This window comes from Pseudomonas karstica, assembly GCF_009707515.1.
GTDB lineage: Bacteria > Pseudomonadota > Gammaproteobacteria > Pseudomonadales > Pseudomonadaceae > Aquipseudomonas > Aquipseudomonas karstica.
In genome coordinates this window covers 1-18392 of sequence record NZ_WLYI01000009.1, presented here as the reverse complement: position 1 = coordinate 18392, position 18392 = coordinate 1, and the positions used below count along the sequence as shown (strand labels likewise).

The following is an 18392-nucleotide window of genomic DNA, read 5'->3' as shown; positions in this document are numbered from 1 at the left end:
CCGACGACATGCCAAAGCAGTCGCCCCCACTATCCGGTAGAATTTCGCCCCCCTTGCGGTACGCGTTGAGAGAACTTCATGTCCATTAGCTCCACCATCAAGTCCATCCAGGACATCATGCGCAAAGACGTTGGCGTAGACGGCGACGCCCAGCGCATCGGCCAGTTGGTCTGGCTACTGTTCCTGAAAATCTTCGATGACCGCGAGCTTGAATGGGAACTGATGGATGACAACTATCGCTCGCCCATTCCCGACAGTTGCCGCTGGCGTACCTGGGCCGCCAACCCGGAAGGCATGACCGGCGATGCGCTGAAGGACTTTATCGACAATAATCTGTTCCCCCAATTGCAGAACCTGCACGAGTACAGCAACACGCCCTCGGCCTTTGTGGTGCGCAGCGTGTTTGAAGACGCCTACAACTACATGAAGTCCGGGCAGTTGCTGCGCCAGGTGATCAACAAGATTCAAGAAGGCGTGGACTTCAACAAAGCCCAAGAGCGCCACGAGTTCGGCAACCTCTATGAGCAACTGCTGCGCGACCTGCAGAACGCGGGCAACGCTGGCGAGTTCTATACCCCGCGCCCGGTCACAGAGTTTATGGTGCGCATGGTCGATCCCAAGCTGGATGAAAAGGTCATGGACCCGGCCTGCGGCACCGGCGGCTTTCTCACCTGCGCCATCGAGCACAAACGCAGCCGCTATGTAAAAACCGCCGAGGACGAGCGCACCCTGCAGGCCAGCATCTTCGGCGTGGAAAAAAAGCCGCTGCCGCACCTGCTTGCCACCACCAACATGATCCTGCACGGCATCGAGGTGCCAAGCCAGATCCGTCACGACAATACCCTGAGCAAACCGCTGATCAGCTGGGGCCCGAGCGAACGCGTGCACTGCATAGTGGCTAACCCGCCGTTCGGTGGCATGGAAGAAGACGGCATTGAAACCAACTTCCCTGCCGCCTTCCGCACCCGCGAAACCGCCGATTTGTTTCTGGTGCTGATCATGCAGCTACTGAAAGACGGTGGCCGCGCCGCCGTGGTGCTGCCCGATGGATTTCTGTTTGGCGAAGGCATCAAAAGCCGTATCAAGGAAAAACTGCTGACGGAGTGCAACCTGCACACCATCGTTCGCTTACCCAACGGCGTGTTCAACCCCTACACCGGTATCAAGACCAACCTGCTCTTCTTCACTAAAGGCACACCGACCAAACAGGTGTGGTTCTACGAACACCAGTATCCGGTCGGCGTGAAGAACTACTCCAAGACTCGCCCCATGCGTATCGAGGAGTTCGCCGTGGAAGAGGCATGGTGGGGCAGCGAAGCCGATGGCTTTGCCGCACGAGTAGAACACGAATTCGCCTGGAAGGTCAGCGTTGAGGAGTTGCAGGCCCGCAACTGGAACCTAGACTGCAAGAACCCTCATATCGGCGAACAGATCAGCCATGACCCGGACGAGCTGCTGCGTAACTACGCCACGCTGCAAAGCGAGATCAGTGACCTGCGCGACCAGCTCAAGGCCGTGCTGGCCGAAGCCCTGGAGCGCAAGGTATGACAGCGTTGCTCACCAACAATCTGCCGCTGCTGGCCGGTGCGCCGAATGGCATCAAGAAGCTGCGTGAGCTGATTCTGGAGTTGGCGGTGCGCGGTCAGCTTGTAACGCAACAATCCGAGGATTTATCCGCAAAATCAGGGTTGGATGCGTCTCGTACTGCACGTGTTAAAGCAATGGCCGACGGGAAAATTAAAAAAGAAAAGCCTGCCGTGGAAGTTACGAATAATGAGCAGCCATTTAGGTTGCCATGTGGTTGGGTGTGGTGCCGTATTGTTGATACCGGTGACTACATCAATGGGCTGGCATTCAAGCCTAGTGACTGGTCTAGCATAGGAAGACCGATTATTCGGATTCAGAATCTTTCTGGTCGAAATTCCGAGTTCAATCGTACCGAACGAGAAGTTGATAGTTCGGTAGTGGTCAGCCCCGGCGATATTCTGGTTTCTTGGTCTGCGACCCTTGATGCGTTTATTTGGCAGGGTGAGCAAGCCGTTCTTAACCAGCACATATTTCGCGTAATTCCTAGCGCAGTGATGCACGATCAGTATCTTTATTGGTTGTTGAAGTGGGCGATCAAGGTTCTTGCCGATAGTGACCATGCTCATGGCCTAGTTATGGCACACATTAATCGTGGGCCTTTCCTTGCTCAGCCAGTAGGGCTTCCTCCACTCGCCGAACAACACCGCATCGTTGCCAAAGTCGACGAGCTGATGGCCCTGTGCGACCGCCTGGAAGCTCAGCAGGCCGACACCGAAAACGCCCACACCAAACTGGTGCAAACGCTACTCGACAGCCTGCCCCAAGCCAGCGACGCCACCGACTTCGCCGCCAACTGGCAACGCCTGGCCGAACACTTCCAAACCCTGTTCACCACCGAATCCAGCATCGACGCCCTTAAACAAACTCTGCTGCAATTGGCCGTGATGGGAAAGTTGGTACCGCAAGATCCAAACGATGAACCAGCCGACGAGTTACTGGGAAAAATAACTAAAGAGATAGCGCTGCTACACTCAGAAGGAAAAATCAGAAAGCCAAAGCTGACGGCCCCTATTCCTTCAGAAGATAGAGTATTTCAAACGCCCCGGGGGTGGAAGTGGGTTAGGCTTTCACAGATAACGCGACAACTAGGTGATGGCCTGCACGGCACGCCGATTTATAGCCCAGATGGTGATTACTACTTCGTGAACGGAAACAACTTGAAGCAAGGCAAGATAGTCATCAAGCCAGAAACCAAGACCGTTAGTGAAAGTGAGTATTCCAAACATAAGAAGTCACTGGATGAGCAAAGCATCCTAGTTTCAATCAACGGCACTATCGGAAATGTTGCTTTTTACAAACATGAAAAAATTATTTTAGGGAAAAGTGCCTGCTACTTCAACCTTGCCAGCGGAGTATCCAAACACTTTGTCAGATTGTTGATTGAGGCCCCTGGATTTATGAAATACGCCTTAAAAAGCGCGACTGGGACCACAATCAAGAATCTTGGCCTCAAAGCAATGAATGACTATCCAATTGCTCTTCCACCGCTCGCAGAACAACACAAAATCGTCGGCAAAGTCGATCAACTAATGACACTTTGCGAGCAACTCCAAACCCGACTAACCCAAGCCCGTCAGCTGAGCGAGCAATTAGCCAGCACCTTGGTCGAACGAGCTCTAGACGAAGATAGCCGGCAGGCTCCTAGTATTACGGACCGGCGAGTAGCTCGCACCCTGCTCGCAGCAGAAATCACTCATCGGCTACATAGCCAACGCACCTTCGGCCAACGCAAGCTGCAGAAGGTGATTTACTTAGCCGAACACGTCGCCAGGCTCGCCGCCATTCAGGGTGACTACCTCCGCGACGCCGCCGGCCCACATGATCGCCATTTGATGAATCAGATCGAAGGTGAGTTGCAAAACCGTAAGTGGTACGAGCGTATTGAGCGCGAGACTGTTGGCCATGCCTACCGCCCGCTCTCACACGCTGGGCAACATCAGCAGGCGTATAAGAACGCCTGGATGGCCACGGAGCGCGCTTCTATTGAGCAAGTTATCGAGCTGATGCGAGAGTGGAATACAGATCATTGCGAAATGACCGTCACACTTTACGCAGCCTGGAACGATTTCATCCTGGAGGGCCGCCCGGTAACCGATGAAGCCATCGTGGCCGAAGTCATGCATAGCTGGAACGATACCAAACTGCGCTTCAGCAAAACCGAGTGGTTGGCGGTATTGGCTGAGATGAAAGAGCAAAAAACCCTCATACCCACGGGCTTTGGCAAGCGCACCACGGGTGGGATGCGCAACTTACTCGGCATAGAGTAAACAGATGGCCCTCTGAACGACTAGAAAATCAAGCCGTTAAAGCTGACCGCTAAGCGACCACCGAAATTGGCCCAAGCTAAATTTGTCGCGCCCAGATCTATCAGCAAGGACCAAAGTGTTGAGTACGACATCTGATCAGTTCAATTTCTCATGGTATTCCAGTTGGTATTCCAAAGAGATGTGACATCTAATGTTACCCAGCAGAATCAAAAGCTTAACAACCCATTTCAGATTACCCCGGCCCACCACTTCATCATCTAAAGACGTCCACGGACGTCTTTTTTTGTGCCTGAAATCCAGTGAATACGGGGGCTTCAGGGCTGCGGGAGGCTTTCCAGGTTTTTTGAGTTCCCGGCGATTTGGTATTCCCAATGGCATTCCCGGCTACCCGGCGCTAATCTTGGGAATACCAAAAGGTGTCATGGAGAACTTCTCATGTGCACTCAAACCACCCGCCTCTCCGACCGCCAGCTCAAGGCGGTCAAACCGAAAGACAAGGATTACGTCCTCACCGATGGCGACGGGCTCCAGTGCGAGTCAGGGTCAATTGCTCGATGCAGTGGAATTTCAACTGCCGGCATCCAGTAGGCACTGCAACAGGTCGCGATCCTCAAATACCGTTGATCACGCCAGAATCCGACTGTCTCCCCCTCCTTCTCTATGATCACTAACTTTTTGCCTGCCCAGCTTTTTTGCTACGACAAATCCTGAGATACTTATTAATAATGATTCTTATAATTATTAGTATTTGCGGAGGCCGTTCATGTCGTCGTGTGCCAACTCGCTGCGTTATTTCCACCCGTCCAGAGATCTTTTGACCATGGCCATTTGCATGGCCTCCCTGGCGCCGGCATTGGCCGATGACAGCCGCGTTACGCAGGAGAAGTCCGAGCCGACCACCCTGGAACTAGGCGCCACCGAAATCACCAGTAGCCAACTGGGCAGTATTACCGAAGACTCCAACTCCTACACCACTGGCGCAATGTCGACTGCGACCAAGCTGCCGCTGACAATGCGTGAAACACCACAAGCCGTCACCGTCATTACCCGTCAGCGCATGGATGACCAGGCCATGACCAGCATCAACGACGTGGTGAAGGCCACTCCTGGGTTGTTCCTCGACTTTTCCAGTGGCCCCGGTCGGCAGACATACTCAGCGCGCGGTTTCGACATCGACAACCTCATGTATGACGGCATTCCAAGTGGCTATCAAGGCTGGACTGTCGGCGCTCAGCCAAACCTGGCGATGTTCGATCGGGTCGAGATTGTGCGCGGTGCCACCGGCCTGGTGACCGGAGCTGGCAACCCTTCGGCGGCCATCAACCTTGTACGCAAACGGCCACTCGCCGAACAGAGAGTCACCCTGACCGGCGCCGCCGGCCGTTGGGACGACTACCGTGGCGAGATCGACGCCTCCAGCCCGCTCAACGACAGTGGCACCCTGCGCGGCCGAGTAGTCGCGTCTTATCGCGATACCAACAGCTTCGTAGATAATGCCGAGGAAGATCACGGCCTGTTCTACGCGGTCACCGAAGCAGACCTGAGCGAAGACACCACCCTCACCCTCGGTTTCTCGCACCAGAAAGACAAGACCAATTACTTCTGGGGATCTTCGATGATCGGTCTTGACGGCCATCATCTGGACCTGCCGCGTTCGTACAACCCCGGCACTGATTGGGAGAACAAAGATCAGGAGATCAACACCCTTTTCGCCGAAGTCCGTCAGCGCCTGGCCAATGACTGGCAGCTTCAGTTCAACGCCAACTACTCCGAGCAGAACGCGATGTTCACCGGGTCTTACCAGTCGCGCTGGGCGAACAACACACTGGCCCGGACTGTCTACCAGTCTGCCCACGATGAAAACCAGGCCGGCGTGGACGCCTTTGTCAGTGGCCCCTTCGACGCGTTCGGGCGTACACATGAACTGGTGGTGGGTGCCAGCAAGCGCATCTACGACATGACCACCCACGACTACGCCCCGTATGACACCAATTGGCCGATCAATGCCGGCAAACCGGACTTTGTCCACACTGGCAACAGCCGCGAAGTCACCACTCAGGATGGTATCTACATCACCACCCGCCTGAGCCTGGCCGACCCGCTTAAACTGATCCTCGGCACACGCCTGGACTGGTACGACTATGACAACCGTGATGGCGACGGGGACTACAAGGTCACCCGTAACCTCACCCGTTACGCAGGCCTGATCTACGACCTGGACGACCAGCACTCGGTCTATGTCAGCTACAGCGACATCTTCACTCCGCAGAGCGCCAAGGACACCTCCGGCACCCCGCTTAAGCCGATCGTTGGCAAGAACTACGAGGTCGGTATCAAGGGCGAATACCTTGATGGTGCGCTGAATGCGAGCCTGGCCCTGTTCCGCGTCGACCAGGAAAACCGCGCAGTACAGGTGCTCGTGGCGAACTGCCCGCAGGCAACCTGCAATGAGGCCTCCGGAGAGATTCGCAGCCAGGGCATCGACTTCGAACTGCAGGGCGCATTGACCGAAAACTGGCAGGTAGGCGGCGGCTATACCTACGCTCGTTTGCACACCATCAAGGATAATGCCAATCCACAGAACGTGAACCAGCGCTTCGACACCGACACGCCGGAGCACATGTTCAAGCTGTCCACCAACTACCGTTTCCAGGGCCCGCTGGAAAAACTGCGCGTCGGCGGCAACGTCTCCTGGCAGAGCCGCCTGTACAACGACATCAAACTGCTCGATGGCAGTAACTACCGGCTCAAGCAGGGCGCCTACGCCATTACAGACCTGATGGCCGGCTACAAGGTCAACCAGCACCTGGACCTACAACTCAACGCCAACAACATCTTCGATCGCAAGTACTACTCGTCCATCTCCAATTCCGTGAGCTATGGTGGCGACACCTACGGCACCCCCCGCAACCTGATGCTGACCGCCAAGTACAGCTTCTAAGTTGCCCTGGCCCAATTACCCACAAGGCACCAGGATGGCGCTCAGATTAAGACAAGCACGGGTCACGGATCTTCCATCGATATACAGGGGAGAACAGTCCTATATTCGGCGCTGGGAACCCGATCATGAACAGGCTTGGCGCTCCCAGATGGAGCGACACCTGACTCGGTGGGTAGAGAACTTTGAGCGGATGACAGTCGCGGTCATTGGCGAGCAGTTCGCCGGATACTCGTTGTGGGCACCCGAGAAAGGCTGCGCCGAGCTTTGCACAATCAACGTCCACGAGTCGTACAGGCGAGCCGGTATTGGCCGGGCGTTACTTGATGCGTATACGCTGGATGCAACGAGACAGGGCTTCACTCACCTGGCGTTGAGTGTTCACCCTGATAACCCTGCGAAGTCAATGTATGAGCGAGCCGGTTTCGTCTGCACCGGTACTGGTGCACACAACTACCTGAGGTACGAGCGTCAAGGTGCAACCTTTCCAACGTCGGGTGACAGATAACCGGGCAACCCCCAACCCTGCAAATCGAAAGCCTCCAGGCTGAGCAGGCGGAGGTCCGCGTGGTGGAATTTCTCGTCGGGCATCGCCGGGTCCGGGATCGCCACGGCATACATGCCGGCAGCTTTGGCAGCGCTGATGCCAAACGGTGAGTCTTCGAACACGATGCAGTCAGCGGGCTTGACACCCAGGCGCTCGGCGGCCACCAGGAAGATATCCGGCGCTGGCTTGGCAGCGCCGACCTGGGGATCATCGGCCGTGACGATGGCGTCGAACAAGGCGAACCAGTCACGGTGCAAGGTGGTTTTCAGCTCGAAGTAATGCCGCGAAGAACTGGTACCCACGGCAATCGGAATACCCTGCGCCGACAGGTGCCGCACCAGTGCCTGGGCCCCAGCCATCGCCGTCGCGCGCGGGAAGCGCTCATTCATCAACGGCGTGCGCACCTGCAAAAATTCCTCGGGGCTCATCGGCAAGCCCAGGGCCTGGACGATGTAACTGGCCAGCTCGTAGGCCCCCAGGCCAATGGTGTTCTGCTTGATGCTCCAGTCGAACGTGCGACCGTAGCGGTCGGCAATCAACTGCGTCACTTCGGTGTAGATGCCTTCGGTGTCGAGCAGCAGGCCATCCATGTCGAAGATCACGGCCTTGACCGGGCCGGGCGCGCGCGTGGGTGCATTCATCGCAGGGTTCCGTGTTTAAAAGGTTCAGGTACGGCCAGCGTAATGGTCGATCAACCGATTGAGCAGGATCGCCAGGACAATGATCACCCCAGTGATAGCCATCTGGTAGAACGAGCCAAGCCCCAGCAGGTTGAAGATATTGCGCAACACCTGCAGCAGCATCACCGCCACCGCCGTGCCGACCACGCTGCCGCGCCCGCCGAACAGGCTGGTGCCACCCAGGACCACGGCCGCGATGGCATCCAGTTCCAGCCCTTGGGCCGCGGTCGGCTGGCCGACGTGCAGGCGCGAGGTCATCAATAAACCAGCAAATGCCGCCAGGCCGCCGCAAATGGCGAATACCGCCACCGTCACCGCACGCACCGGCACCCCGGACAGCCGCGCGGCTTCCAGGTTGCCGCCGGTGGCCAGCACATATTCGCCAAACACGGTGTAGCGCAGCACCAGCCAAGCGAACACGGTGATCAGGATGAAGATCAGCCCCAGCACCGGAAACGCGATACCCGCACTGGGCAAGATATCGATCATCGACGAACCGAACGCCGTGAAGCTGGCCGGCAGCCCACCAATCGGCGCGCCGTCGGAAGCCAGGAACGTCGCGCCACGCAGCGACACCAGCCCGGCCAGCGTAATGATGAAGCTCGGCACTTTGCCAAACACCGTCAGGCTGCCCATCAAGGCGCCAACGGCCAGGCCCACCAGCAAGGTCGCCGGCACCGCCAGCCAGCCGCTGACCTGCTGTTGCAGCAGCACCGCCACCAGGATTCCGCCGAAGGCACATAAGCTGCCCACCGACAGGTCGATGTTGGCCGTAAGGATGACGAAGGTCATGCCGATGGCGATGATCCCGACAATCGCTCCCTGCTGGAACAGGTTGGCGATGTTGCCGAAGGTCAGGAAGTCGTCGGACAGGAAGGTCGCCACCACCACTGCAAACAGGAAAATGAACACGAAGTTGTAACGCATAACCCATTCCAGCAGCGCACGGCGGCGGCTGCTCGACAGGGCTACGGGCTTGTCAAAAACAGGGGTTGGATTACTGGCAATAGTCATGGTTCTACACTCTTTTACCGATAAGGATGGCCTGGTCGATCTGGTCGCGGCTGGCATTCAAGGGGTCGAAACACACCGCATTGCGCCCCTCATGCATGACCCAGATCCGGTCGCAATTGACATACAACTCATCCAGCTCACTGCTGGCGACCAACACTGCAGCGCCCTCTTGCGCCAGGCTGCGCGCCAGGGCGTAGAGGTCGGCCTTGGCGCCGACATCCAGGCCGCGACTCGGCTCGTCGAGCAGCAACAGCCGTGCTCCATCGATCACCCACTTGGCCATGACCACTTTCTGTTGGTTGCCTCCAGACAACTGGCGCACCGGTTGTTCAAGGTTGTCGAGCTTGGTCTGCAAGCGTTGCAGCACCGGTCCGGCGCGGTCCTTGGCCTGGCGATGGGAAAACCAGTTCAAGTGCCGGGTATGCACCAGGCAGGCGTTGCGGTAGATCGGCGCATCCAGCAACAGGCCCTCGGTCTTGCGGTTCTCCGGCACCAACCCGACACCCTGGCGGATGGCCTGGCGCGAGGTCTGCGGGCGATAGGGCTGGCCGAACAACTCGACATCGCTGGCATTGCGGCCCACCCCAAACAAGGCCTTGAGCAAGGTGCTGCGGCCCGCACCGTTGAGCCCGGCGAGGCCAACGATTTCACCTTGGCGCACTTCCAACCCCTGCACGTCCAGGCCGTGCTCACCTTGCAGTCGACGAATATTCAGCGCCAGATTTTCAAGAGGCGCCTGACGTGGGCTGCGCTCCAGCAAATCGCGGTGCTCACCCACAACGGCGGCGATCAATGCCTGGTCGTCGATCTGCGTCAACTCATGGGTTTGCAAGGTGCGGCCGGCACGCAGCACCGTGACCCGATCACCGATCTCGCGAATTTCGTTCAAGCGATGGCTGACGTACAGCACCGCGACCCCAGCGGCGGTCATTTCACGAATCACCTGGAACACCCGCTTGAGCTCGGTTTCATTGAGCGCGGCGGATGGTTCATCCATCACCACCAGCTTCGCCTCGCAGGTCAGCGCCCGGGCAATGGCCGCCAGTTGCTGATTGGCAATCGACAGGCTGCCGACCCGGTCGGTACTGGAGAAGTTCGCCCCCACTCGCAACAAGGCAGCCTTGGCCAACGCACTGCGCCGGCCCCGTGAAATAATACCGAAGCGCTGGGGCGCATAACCGAGCATGAGGTTTTCCTCGACGGTCATTTGCGGGATCAGGTCCAGTTCCTGATAGATCATCGCGATCCCGGCCTGGCGTGCCTGTTGCGGGGTTTTCAGATCGACGCGCCGGCCGGCGATCGACATTTCGCCAGCGTCCGGCCGGTGGGCGCCGGCGACGATCTTCAACAGGGTACTTTTGCCCGCGCCATTGGCCCCCAGCAGGCAATGCACCTCTCCCGGGCGAACGTCGAGGGAAGCGTCCGTCAGCGCCACCACGTTAGGCGGAAAACGCTTGCTGACATGGCGAATATCCAGGGCCAACTCATTCATGATCCTGCTCCAGCAGATAACGGGCGGTGCCGACGTCGGTGGCGAGCACATTGACGTAACCGGCCTTGACGCTGGCGTGAACGATCCGGTGCTTGTGGGCACCGACGCAGACGGCGATCGACCAGGGCTTGTCGCGCAACGCCGCCAGTGGCAGGCCCAGGGTGCGGGCGTCCAGCTCGGGCATCACCGGCTCACCATCCATGCCGATAAACCGGCCCATGATGTCGCCCACGGCCCCCAGCTTTTCCAGCGCGGCCAGCAACGGCCGGTCGATATAACCCGACTCCATCAACACCGAATGGTCGGACAACTCTCCCAGGCTGAAACACGCCACAGGCGCGGCCTCGCCCAGGCGCAGCACCTGGGCGATCACCGGGTCCTGCTCAAGGGCTTGGCGGGTATGGGCGTGCCCGAGAATCGCCGGCACCGGCAGCAATGTTGCCTGGCCGCGGGCCGCCTGGGCGAAGCGCTCGGCGACGTTATGGCTGGGCTCGCCCATCGACCGGGTATTGATCGCGCCGTTAAGCAGCACCACATTGACGCCCTCGTTCCAGCGCGGCACCAGCCACTGGGCCATTTTCGTCAAGGTTCGGCCCCAGGACACGCCGATCAGCGCCGGCATCGGCTGTAGATTGCACAGATAACAAGCGGCGGCCTGAGTCACGACATTCAACGCAGTGTCATTGTCGTCGACGTCCAGCACCAAGGCTTCACGCAAGCCAAAGCGCCGTTGCAACGCGACTTCAAGCTGCGGCAAGCGCGCTGAGCGGGCGACGATATCGATGCGCACCACTCCGCAATCGCGCGCCTCGCGCAGCAGTCGACTGACCTGCCAACGGGTCAGGCCGGTCTCCCGGGAGATTTCGCTTTGGGTCTTCTCCAGGTCGTAATAGAGCTTTGCCACCTGGACCATCAGGTCGTCGCGTGGGGAATCCGCCGACAGCCTGGGGGGAAATGACTCGTCAGGACGGGCGCTCATGCTGCCGGCCTTACACCGAGCGTGCGGTTTGCCGGTGGTTTGCAACTGATGGGCGCGACGCTGTCAGTCGCGGCACGGTAACGGCCCAGCAACTCGATGTACTGCTCGTGGGCGTATGGATCGGGCTCGATCAACCGGCCAACGGTGGTGAAGTCGGTCGCGGCTTCCTGCAAGGTGCCGAACGCGCCCAGGGCACAGGCTGCGGCTGCAGCCGTGCCGATCAGGGTGAGGTTGTCGTGGGGCACCATTTCGAACGGTACGCCCGTCGCATCTACGGTGGCCTGCAACCACAGTGGGTTCTTCTGGAAACCACCGGCGGCCACCACACGGGTAATGTCGATGCCTTCGGCGCGCCAGGTGTGAAAGATGTTCGCCGAGCCCAAGGCAATGGCTTCCACTGACGCGCGATACAGGTCATGCCGATCGTGGTTCAGCGACAGGCCCATGATCGCCCCGCGCATGTCCGGCGAGCGATACGGCGTGCGGTTGCCCATCCAGTAATCGAGCACCAGCAGGCCGGTGGATCCTGGCTGCAGTTCTGCCGCCTGACGGATCAGCTGTTGATGGCCCGCGTCGTCGAGGCCGAACATCTTTTGCGCCAGCCAGTTGAGGATCGAACCGGCCGAGACTTGTCCGCCTTCCATCAACCATTGGTTATCGAGCAAGGCGCCGGGGTATGGCCCCCAAATGCCCGGCACATCGATGCGTTGCGGAGTGTGCATCAACTGCACCACCGAGGTGCCGCCGATAAACAGCAGCTCACCGGCGCCAGTGGTGCCAGCGCTGAGCATCGCCATGTGGGCGTCGATACCGCCCTGGGCGACCAGCGTGTCGCGGCTCAGGCCCAGATGGTTGGCCGCATCCAGGGTCAACGGACCAATACGTCCGCCAACCTTGATCACTTCCTGGGGGAGTTTTTCCGCCAGTTCCGGCACGCCCAGTTCAGCATACAACTCCACCGGGAAACGCTGCTGCAGGGTGTCGTAGTTCCACTTGCAACTGGCATTGAGCTGGGAGGCAACCCAACGCCCGGTCAGTTGAAAGTTGATCCAGTCCACCGCCTCGCAGATGCGCTCGGCACGCTGATACACCTGGGGTTCGTGCTCGGCCAGCCACATGGCCTTGGGTACCAGCCACTCCACTGCGTCGCCGCCCTGATTCATCATCGGATGCGTCACGTGGGCCGAGCGCGCCGACTCGGCAGCGGCGCGGCAATCCATCCATAACAACGCCGGGGCCAACGGCTGGCCATCGGCCTGGGCAACCACCACCGTGGAGGCCGTGGTTGCCACGCACACGGCGGCCACCTGAGGGTGCCCGGCCTGGGCCATCAGTTGGCGGCAGGCCTTGCCCAAGGCCGACCACCAGTCGGCCGGTGTCTGTTCTGCCCAGCCCAATTGCGGGTACTGCGTGGCATAGGACGCTTCGGCGACCTGCACCAGTTTGTGGCTGTGCAAGTCATACAAACCGGCCCGCACCCCACCTGTTCCAAAATCCAGTCCCAGCAACAAGGTCATCGGTAGTCCTCCTGCGTCTTGTGATGACGACGCTTTTTGTTTTAAGCCTCACAGCACCGCTCACCAGAAGCATCGCGGTGCTTGGCGACACACAACATAGGCGCGCGGATCAGGGACGGAAAATCACCTTGGCGGCCACTTCGCTGCGATCGGCATAACGCTTGAACATGGCGGGTAATTCATCCAGCGGCAAGTCGTGGGTAATCATGAACTGCCAATGCAATTCGCCCGAGGCCAGCTTGTCGATGGAAGCGGTCCACTCGTCACCGGGGAACGGTGCGGAGAACGAGTTCCAGGCGCCGTGCAAGGAGATTTCCTGGCGCAGGAAGTGCGAGAACGTCGCGGTGCTGATCGGCACATCACTGGTTGGAATCCCGATAAACACCACGTGCCCGCCGGCCTTGGTCAATTGCACGGCCTGGTTGATCGAGCTCGGATGGCCGGCCGCTTCAATCACCAATTGGCAGCGTGGCAGTTCGGCATCCGGCGCGCCGCTGAGCAGCGTATGGGTGGCACCCGCTTCACGGGCCATGGCGAGTTTTTCTTCGGCGATGTCGATGGCGACAATGTCCTTGGCGCCCATGATGCGCAGCCATTGAATCGCAAACAGGCCGATCGGCCCGCAGCCCACCACCGCCCCGCTCTGCCCGGCCTTGAAGTCAGCCTTCCAGATCGCGTGCAGGGCAATCGCCGCCGGGTCCACCAGGGAGGCGGCAATCGGATCCATGCCTTCAGGCACCTTGATCAGGTTGCTCAATGGCACGTTGACGTACTCGGCGTAGGCGCCGTCGCGGCGGCTGCCGAAGTAATCGTAATTTTCCGAGCGCGATGGGAAACCACGGGCATATTGGTCGCTGCTGACGTCCGGGATCATCGGCGGCACTGTCACCAGTTCGCCAATGGCGTAGCCTTCGACGCCGCCGCCAATCTCCTCGATGAAACCGGCGAACTCATGACCGCAAATCAACGGCATCACATGGGCACCCTTGCTGAGCATCCGTGGAATGTCCGAACCGCAGACGCCACAGGCTGCAACCCGAACCAGGGCGTGGCCAGCCTTGACTTGCGGTTTTGGAACATCTTCGACCCGGATATCGCCCGGTTGGTGCATGACGGCCGCTTTCACAGTGAAATCCTCTATTGATTGATAAGTGCGTTCGAACAGGCACCTCCCGTAAAGGGGTGCCAGCAAAATGGTCAAAGGGTCGGCGCAGAAACGTTAGAGCGCGCCGGGGCGGTATTCGCCGAAGGTCGAGTCGTGCTTGACCTCGGCCACGTTGGCCTTGGTCACCACCTGGGTGCCGGCATCGACAAAGCTGGGCACCGATTTGCCGGCGGCCAGCGCCCGTGCCGCCTCAATCGCGACCTCGCCCAAATAGCGTGGGTCGTTGAGCGCGGTGGAGACATATTGATCGCCACCCTGAATGGCGTTCAGCGCTTCCGACAAACCGTCGATCCCGGCCACCAGTACGTCTTTCTTGCCACTTTCGGTGAGTACTTGCAGCGCGCCCATGGCCATGTCGTCGTTATGCGCGATCACGGCCTTGAGGTCGGAGTGCGCCTGGAGCAGGTCCTGCATCGCCGTCACGGCATTGGCGCGCATGTACTCGCTGTAGGGGCCGTCGATGATCTTGAAGTCGGTGCCGGCCAGGGCGGTGTGGAAGCCCTTGCGGCGCTCCTTCATGACCGTGCCGCCGGCATCGCCCTGGATCTCGATGATCTTGCCCTTGGTCACGCCGCGCTGCTTGAGCGCGGCGACCAGGGCTTTGCCGGACAGCTCGCCCATCTCGGCATTGTTGCGACCGATGGTGGTAGCCACCGCAGCGTTGATCGCCCGGTCTACGGCAATTACCGGGACCTTGGCGCGCTGCGCAGCGTCGAGTGCGGCGCCTACCGCGTCGGGGTTCACGGCATTGATGATGAGGATGTCGACCTTGCGTGTCAGCAGGTCCTGGATGTCGTTGTTCTGTTTGCTGATATCGCCGTTGGCATCGAGGAAAATCAGCTCGTCGCCGCCCTTGGCCGCTGCAGCCTTGGCGCCATCGCGCAGTTGTACATAGAAGGGAGATTGCAGGGTGACCTGGCTGAAACCGATCTTCAGATCCTTGGCCTGAACGTTCAGCGCCAGCGCCGAAGCTGCCACAGCCAATGCAAGGGACAACACACGAACAGGTTTACGGGCTATCTGTAACATGGTGATTCCTATTTTTATTGTTGTCTGGATTCGGGCGCGGCCTTCAGGGAGGCCGCGCTCACAAATGTGAACAGCGATCACATTTGAAAAACTATGCTTTTGCACCCGGGAGTGTCAAGGCAAATTTGTTAAAATCCAAACAAATGAAATAAAAATAACAACCAACACAATCAAATCAACAACATCGCCCCGCTGTCCTTGACGACCTGCTGCTGTGCCGCCTCAAGGCCGCCATCGCTGATCACCCGCTGGAAGTCCGCCAACTCGGCAAAGTGTGCGGCGCGCACCTGGTCGAACTTGCTATGGTCGGCCACCAGCACGCAGGTTTGTGCCCGCGCCATCACCCGCCGCTTGACCTCTACTTCGTTGAGGTTGTAACAGGTCACGCCGTGGGCAGCACTGACACCGGCCGCCGAAATAAACGCCCAGGCCACGCGGATACCCTCCAGGATGCCCGCCTCGGCGCGGCTCTCGAAGACCATGTTGCGCCGATGAAAGGTGCCACCACAGAGGATGATGGTGCAGTTGGGCTTTTGCTGGAGCTTGAGCATCACGTTGAGGGAGTTGCACAGCGCGGTGAACTCCAGGTCATCGGGCAAGGCTTCGACGATAAATGGCGTGGTGGTGCCGCAATCGATAAACACAGTGTCGCCCGGTCGCACCAGGCTCGCGGCGCGCACACCGATCTGGCGCTTCTCGGCGATGTGCCGCTGATCCTGTTCAGCCACCTGATAATCCGGCTCCAACGACCCGCTGCGGGTCACGTGCCCGCCCAGCAGGCGCAAGCCTTGCGGGTCATTCACCAGGTCACGACGCAAGGTCATTTCCGATACGCCGAGCAGCACAGCCATGTCCCGCAGATGAATCGCCGACTTTCCCTGCAATGCATTGTGCATGGCCCGAAATCTTTCGTTTTTCTTTGAGTCCACTGCGTTCCAACCCCCGATGATTGCGATCCCTTGACAAGGGCAGTCACAAATCCCATTTACAATGTTATTTTTTTCACATTTAATGCATCCAACTTAACACGAACAGGCTTTTCTCATCACCTCATCCTTACAGGACACCTGCCATGTCACCTAACGTCTCGCCGCTTGCCACCTACATCGACCACACCCTGCTGGCCGCTGATGCTTCACAGGCGAGTATTCGCCAACTGTGCCTGGAGGCCCGTGAACATAGCTTCAAATCCGTGTGCGTCAACAGTGCCAATGTGCCGTTCGCCGTCGAATGCCTGCGCGGCGCCGCACCCTTGGTCTGCGCGGTGGTCGGCTTCCCCCTGGGTGCAGGCATGGGCGCGGCCAAGGCGTATGAGGCACAGTTGGCGATCGAGGCCGGTGCCGGTGAGATCGACATGGTACTGAACATCGGCTGGTTGAAAGACGGCCTGCTGGATCAAGTGCGTGACGACATCGCCCAGGTCTTGGCGGCATGCGGGGCGGTGCCGTTGAAAGTCATCCTGGAAACCGGATTGCTCACCGACGCACAAAAAATCAGCGCCTGCACCTTGTGCCGCGAACTGAACGTCGCCTTCGTCAAGACCTCTACCGGCTTTGGCCATGGCGGCGCAACCCTGGCGGACGTACGCCTGATGCGCAAAGTGGTGGGCGCGAACATCGGGGTAAAGGCTTCGGGCGGAGTGCGTGACCTGGCAACCGCCCAAGGGATGGTCGAAGCGGGTGCCACTCGGTTGGGCAGCAGTTCCGGCATCGCTATCGTCAGCGGTGCAAAGGCGGTTGAGGGGTCTTATTGAGTCGAGCAGCAGATTCTGGCGGTCACGAGCGACCGCCAGTGCCACGATGAAACCTGGCAGTCAGCGGCTGGCGAAGTACATGGTGACTTCAAAGCCGATGCGCAGGTCGGTGAAGGTCGGTTTGGTCCACATAAGCGATGCTCCTGGAGAAGGCCGGAACGCTCCGGCAGCTCTGTTATACGCCGATGCAGAGGTACCGCAAGACCGACAGCCACGTGCCGGAACCGCGAGTTCAACGCCTCGGCGCAACACTTTCACTACACCTGCTGCACCCTTGGCACAGACGACGCGCAACACCCTTGTCCACCTCACTGCCTACCCCCCATCACAGAGCCCCTGTCGACATCACCGCTGACCCGGCATGAGCTTTGCTGGTGCGTCTTTGTGCGCGGAGAGTTTTTTGTAACAGACTATTTTTTCGGCAACGGCTAGTCTGAAGCTCCACGCCCGTCGCCGGGGCAACTCGCGCAGCCTTGAGCTTTTGCGAAACCAGAACAATAAATATGCGCTGCCTCCTCCGCAAAGCAGCCGCATCAGGAGAGTCATCATGTCCTTACAGACCTTGGGAACCGGCCCCACCGACCTCAATACGTTCGTCGGTGACTACTTTCCCGACCGCAGCCTGCCATCCGATGGACTGATTGTGCAGTCGTGGTATCGCAGTGTCATGGAGCACGGCCTGGAACCTGCCGGGCGCGGCAACAAGGTGGTTCTCAGCGCCGCCGAGATCCATCGCCACCAGGAACTTCACCACGATTACATGTCCATTGCCGGCCAAGGCGTCAGCGGCCTGGCCAAGCGGGTGGGCCAGGCCGGTTTTGCGGTGCTGCTCAGCGACGAGCGCGGCATCGCGCTGGACTCTCAAGTACCGACAACCGGCAGCGCGTATGCCGACTCCGGGCTCATCATCGGGTCTCGCTGGGACGAGTCGCTGGTAGGTACCAACGGTATCGGCACCGGGCTGGCTTCAGGTAGCGCGCTGATCATCCACCGCGACGAGCACTTCCTGCGCGAGAACGACCGGCTGAGTTGCTCTGTGTCACCGATCTTCGATTCACTGGGTAATGTACGCGGCTGTCTCAATGCTTCTTGCCTGAACAGCAACGGCCCGAAAGCCGCGCAGTACCTGACGCTGCAACTGGTGATCATGTACGCACGGATGATCGAAAACGCGTATTTGCGCCACAGCCATCGCAATACCCTGACGTTGATGATCAAGCCCTGCGAGGAGATCAGTGATCTGGCCAACGAGCAACTACTGGTACTGGACGATCAGGGCCGGGTCATCGGCGCCAACCGTTCAGCCTTCGTCGAACATGAAACCCATGGTCACGGCGTCTTGCTAGGGCGCAGGCTCAGCGAGCTGCTCCCGGTAGATGTCGACGAATTGCTGCGCCTGTGCAACGGCGGCGCCAACACCACGC

At 59.2% G+C, this 18392-nt stretch carries 15 protein-coding genes and 1 pseudogene; 7 read left to right on the top strand and 9 right to left on the bottom strand.

Features of this window, described 5'->3' with window-relative positions:
• The first annotated feature begins 78 nt into the window (after positions 1-78).
• The 5 genes and pseudogenes from GIR22_RS08370 to GIR22_RS08350 all read left to right on the top strand — a co-directional run bounded on the left by GIR22_RS08370 (position 79) and on the right by GIR22_RS08350 (position 7300).
• Positions 79-1548 carry a type I restriction-modification system subunit M gene (locus GIR22_RS08370; RefSeq protein ID WP_154742884.1) on the top strand — a complete coding sequence of 490 codons (1470 nt, stop codon included), beginning with the start codon at positions 79-81 and terminating at the stop codon, positions 1546-1548.
• Entirely contained in the window at positions 1545-3854 is a 2310-nt protein-coding gene (locus tag GIR22_RS08365; protein ID WP_154742883.1) for a restriction endonuclease subunit S, read from the top strand. The genes GIR22_RS08370 and GIR22_RS08365 overlap by 4 nt, the downstream gene beginning before the upstream one ends.
• A gap of 435 nt (positions 3855-4289) precedes the next feature.
• A pseudogene (locus tag GIR22_RS26320) lies at positions 4290-4477 on the top strand (integrase); the annotation flags it as partial.
• A gap of 140 nt (positions 4478-4617) precedes the next feature.
• Positions 4618-6795 (top strand): TonB-dependent siderophore receptor, encoded by a 2178-nt coding sequence (locus GIR22_RS08355; protein WP_154742882.1) that lies wholly within the window; start codon positions 4618-4620, stop codon positions 6793-6795.
• A gap of 34 nt (positions 6796-6829) precedes the next feature.
• Entirely contained in the window at positions 6830-7300 is a 471-nt protein-coding gene (locus GIR22_RS08350; RefSeq protein ID WP_154742881.1) for a GNAT family N-acetyltransferase, read from the top strand.
• Here GIR22_RS08350 and GIR22_RS08345 read toward each other — a convergent pair.
• The 8 genes from GIR22_RS08345 to deoR form a co-directional block, all read right to left on the bottom strand.
• Positions 7264-7980: an HAD-IA family hydrolase gene (locus tag GIR22_RS08345; RefSeq protein WP_154742880.1), complete on the bottom strand. Its 717-nt coding sequence runs from the start codon at positions 7978-7980 to the stop codon at positions 7264-7266. The genes GIR22_RS08350 and GIR22_RS08345 overlap by 37 nt on opposite strands.
• Before the next feature lie 24 nt (positions 7981-8004).
• The gene (locus GIR22_RS08340; RefSeq protein ID WP_154742879.1) at positions 8005-9033 is read right to left on the bottom strand and encodes an ABC transporter permease; all 1029 of its coding nucleotides are present in this window, start codon (positions 9031-9033) and stop codon (positions 8005-8007) included.
• 4 nt (positions 9034-9037) lie between these two features.
• Positions 9038-10525: a sugar ABC transporter ATP-binding protein gene (locus tag GIR22_RS08335; RefSeq protein WP_154742878.1), complete on the bottom strand. Its 1488-nt coding sequence runs from the start codon at positions 10523-10525 to the stop codon at positions 9038-9040.
• Positions 10518-11504 (bottom strand): sugar-binding transcriptional regulator, encoded by a 987-nt coding sequence (locus tag GIR22_RS08330; RefSeq protein ID WP_154742877.1) that lies wholly within the window; start codon positions 11502-11504, stop codon positions 10518-10520. The genes GIR22_RS08335 and GIR22_RS08330 overlap by 8 nt, the downstream gene beginning before the upstream one ends.
• Positions 11501-13021 (bottom strand): FGGY-family carbohydrate kinase, encoded by a 1521-nt coding sequence (locus tag GIR22_RS08325; protein ID WP_154742876.1) that lies wholly within the window; start codon positions 13019-13021, stop codon positions 11501-11503. The genes GIR22_RS08330 and GIR22_RS08325 overlap by 4 nt, the downstream gene beginning before the upstream one ends.
• A 109-nt stretch (positions 13022-13130) precedes the next feature.
• Positions 13131-14147: a galactitol-1-phosphate 5-dehydrogenase gene (locus GIR22_RS08320; RefSeq protein ID WP_343039643.1), complete on the bottom strand. Its 1017-nt coding sequence runs from the start codon at positions 14145-14147 to the stop codon at positions 13131-13133.
• A gap of 93 nt (positions 14148-14240) precedes the next feature.
• Positions 14241-15215, bottom strand: a complete 975-nt coding sequence (locus tag GIR22_RS08315) for a substrate-binding domain-containing protein (protein ID WP_154742875.1) — start codon at positions 15213-15215, stop codon at positions 14241-14243.
• Between the two features lie 170 nt (positions 15216-15385).
• Positions 15386-16144, bottom strand: a complete 759-nt coding sequence (gene deoR, locus GIR22_RS08310; protein WP_178122158.1) for a DNA-binding transcriptional repressor DeoR — start codon at positions 16142-16144, stop codon at positions 15386-15388.
• 143 nt (positions 16145-16287) lie between these two features.
• On the opposite strand from deoR, the gene deoC reads away from it, so the two are divergent.
• Complete coding sequence (deoC, locus tag GIR22_RS08305) at positions 16288-16968, top strand: deoxyribose-phosphate aldolase (RefSeq protein WP_154742873.1); 681 nt, start codon at positions 16288-16290, stop codon at positions 16966-16968.
• Positions 16969-17028: 60 nt separating this feature from the next.
• Here deoC and pqqA read toward each other — a convergent pair whose 3' ends face one another.
• The gene (pqqA, locus tag GIR22_RS08300) at positions 17029-17100 is read right to left on the bottom strand and encodes a pyrroloquinoline quinone precursor peptide PqqA (protein WP_154742994.1); all 72 of its coding nucleotides are present in this window, start codon (positions 17098-17100) and stop codon (positions 17029-17031) included.
• A 415-nt stretch (positions 17101-17515) separates the two neighbouring features.
• On the opposite strand from pqqA, the gene GIR22_RS08295 reads away from it, so the two are divergent.
• Positions 17516-18392, top strand: an 877-nt coding sequence (locus GIR22_RS08295) for a sigma-54-dependent transcriptional regulator family protein (protein WP_154742872.1), incomplete at its 3' end; no start/stop codon positions are given.

What these genes read in the sequence shown, in the direction of transcription:
- GIR22_RS08350 (WP_154742881.1), top strand. Translation starts at nt 6,830, where the DNA reads ATGGCGCTCAGATTAAGACAAGCACGGGTCACGGATCTTCCATCGATA.
- GIR22_RS08370 (WP_154742884.1), top strand. Translation starts at nt 79, where the DNA reads ATGTCCATTAGCTCCACCATCAAGTCCATCCAGGACATCATGCGCAAA.
- GIR22_RS08335 (WP_154742878.1), bottom strand. Translation starts at nt 10,525, where the DNA reads ATGAATGAGTTGGCCCTGGATATTCGCCATGTCAGCAAGCGTTTTCCG.
- GIR22_RS08365 (WP_154742883.1), top strand. Translation starts at nt 1,545, where the DNA reads ATGACAGCGTTGCTCACCAACAATCTGCCGCTGCTGGCCGGTGCGCCG.
- GIR22_RS08315 (WP_154742875.1), bottom strand. Translation starts at nt 15,215, where the DNA reads ATGTTACAGATAGCCCGTAAACCTGTTCGTGTGTTGTCCCTTGCATTG.
- GIR22_RS08340 (WP_154742879.1), bottom strand. Translation starts at nt 9,033, where the DNA reads ATGACTATTGCCAGTAATCCAACCCCTGTTTTTGACAAGCCCGTAGCC.
- deoC (WP_154742873.1), top strand. Translation starts at nt 16,288, where the DNA reads ATGTCACCTAACGTCTCGCCGCTTGCCACCTACATCGACCACACCCTG.
- GIR22_RS08345 (WP_154742880.1), bottom strand. Translation starts at nt 7,980, where the DNA reads ATGAATGCACCCACGCGCGCGCCCGGCCCGGTCAAGGCCGTGATCTTC.
- GIR22_RS08330 (WP_154742877.1), bottom strand. Translation starts at nt 11,504, where the DNA reads ATGAGCGCCCGTCCTGACGAGTCATTTCCCCCCAGGCTGTCGGCGGAT.
- GIR22_RS08355 (WP_154742882.1), top strand. Translation starts at nt 4,618, where the DNA reads ATGTCGTCGTGTGCCAACTCGCTGCGTTATTTCCACCCGTCCAGAGAT.
- GIR22_RS08325 (WP_154742876.1), bottom strand. Translation starts at nt 13,021, where the DNA reads ATGACCTTGTTGCTGGGACTGGATTTTGGAACAGGTGGGGTGCGGGCC.